The organism is Neolewinella litorea (assembly GCF_004803465.1).
Lineage (GTDB): Bacteria > Bacteroidota > Bacteroidia > Chitinophagales > Saprospiraceae > Neolewinella > Neolewinella litorea.
The window spans coordinates 1-1,517 of the sequence record NZ_SRSF01000032.1; the positions used below are offsets into that span (position 1 = coordinate 1).

General features: G+C 58.6%; 2 protein-coding genes and 1 pseudogene. 2 read left to right on the plus strand and 1 reads right to left on the minus strand.

The features are described 5' to 3' along the window. Positions 1 to 519 (plus strand): IS66 family transposase (locus tag E4021_RS17940; RefSeq protein WP_136460864.1); only part of this gene is annotated, 519 nt, incomplete at its 5' end. A gap of 16 nt (positions 520 to 535) precedes the next feature. Next, complete coding sequence (locus E4021_RS17945) at positions 536 to 769, plus strand: transposase domain-containing protein (protein ID WP_168797682.1); 234 nt, start codon at positions 536 to 538, stop codon at positions 767 to 769. A 489-nt stretch (positions 770 to 1,258) separates the two neighbouring features. Here the strand turns inward: E4021_RS17945 and E4021_RS18260 are convergent. Beyond that, positions 1,259 to 1,517 (minus strand): annotated as a pseudogene (locus E4021_RS18260) (hypothetical protein); the annotation flags it as partial.

Here is a 1,517-nt window from a genome sequence, read left to right on the forward strand (position 1 = left end):
GCGGAGCTGGCCCTGGCCGCCATCGGCTTCCTTTACCACGTCGAGGCGCACTGCCGCAAAAGGGGGCGGTCGGCAGCCGAACGCCTGGCCCTGCGCCGGCGGGTGAGTCGGCCAGTCTACGAGGCATTGCTGGACTGGGCGGAGTACGAACAGAAAAACAACCTGTCCAGCGGGGCCATCGGTAAGGCGCTCAAGTATGCGAAGGATCAACTGCCGCGGCTGCGGCCCTGCTTTGAGGACGGTCGCCTGGAGGTGGACAACAACCTGATCGAGAACTCCATCCGCCCCCTGGCCCTGGGSCGGAAGAACTACCTCTTCGCCGGATCGCACGAGGGGGCGCGGCGGGCGGCGATGCTGTATTCTTTCTTTGCCAGCTGTCAGCGGCTGGAGGTCAACCCCCGGGCGTGGCTGCGCGAAATCCTCGACCGCATCGCGGATCATCCGATCAACCGGCTGGATGAACTCCTGCCGCACCACTGGGTGGAGGCGCCGGCCACGGCGAGTACGGAAGAGGAATGACGTAGACTATACGCGGTTGCTCAGACGCTTATGGAAGAACTATCTCTTTGCCGGCTCGCACGAAGGCGCGCGACGGGCGGCGATGCTGTATTCTTTCTTTGCCAGCTGTCAGCGGCTGGAGGTCAACCCCCGGGCCTGGCTACGCGAAATCCTCGAGCGTATACCCGATCATCCGGTCAACCGGCTGGATGAACTTCTGCCGCACCGCTGGGTGGAGGCGCCGGCCAAGGCGAGTACGGAAGAGGAATGACGTAGACTATACGCGGTTGCTCGGACGCTTACCCACGGAGGCCTACGAAAAAGCAAACGAGAAATTCTACTTTAGAGCGGTTGCGGCCTAGGGGAAGCGTACAGGGAGGGGGAAGCGTACAACCTGTTCGAATCGTACCAGCAATTCAACGTGGTGGCCGAGCGATTCCGCCAAGATTTCAACTGGCATCATCCCCACGCCGGCAACGGAGGAATACCGCCCAAGGAATTTGGGTAGCGCCAATTGGCGCAAACCGGTTAATTTTAAACTGTCCAGATTTGGGTAAGTCTTCACACCCACAGGCCACGGAAATTCATCACGTCCTTAAAGATGCTTGCGATGAGGAAGAGGAGGAGGGGGACCGCAACGGGGGGGGGTTAAATCCAGTAAGCCATACCCACATGCAATTTATGTTAATAGGATCCATAAATCATACGAATACCCTAACGAGTCGTCCCTGAAAAAGATACTCAGCGGTTTGGTTTAGGCTTATATCGCTCCCAACGCCATTCTGCGCTGGTGGGCCCTCGGTAGGGTTACTCCATTTAGCCTTTCTACGCAGGTTTCAAAGAAGGCCATCGCCAGCTGGATCAGCTTCAGCATGACCATCACCGGCAGCATTTTCAGCTGATTCAGGCGCTTGACCAGGTTGAAGGCCGCTCCGGCCAGCAGGCAGTTGACGGCATCGCCTAGTTCTCCGCTCAAAAAGTTGCGCCGCATGCGGTGATCATCCTTGAGGTGACCGATG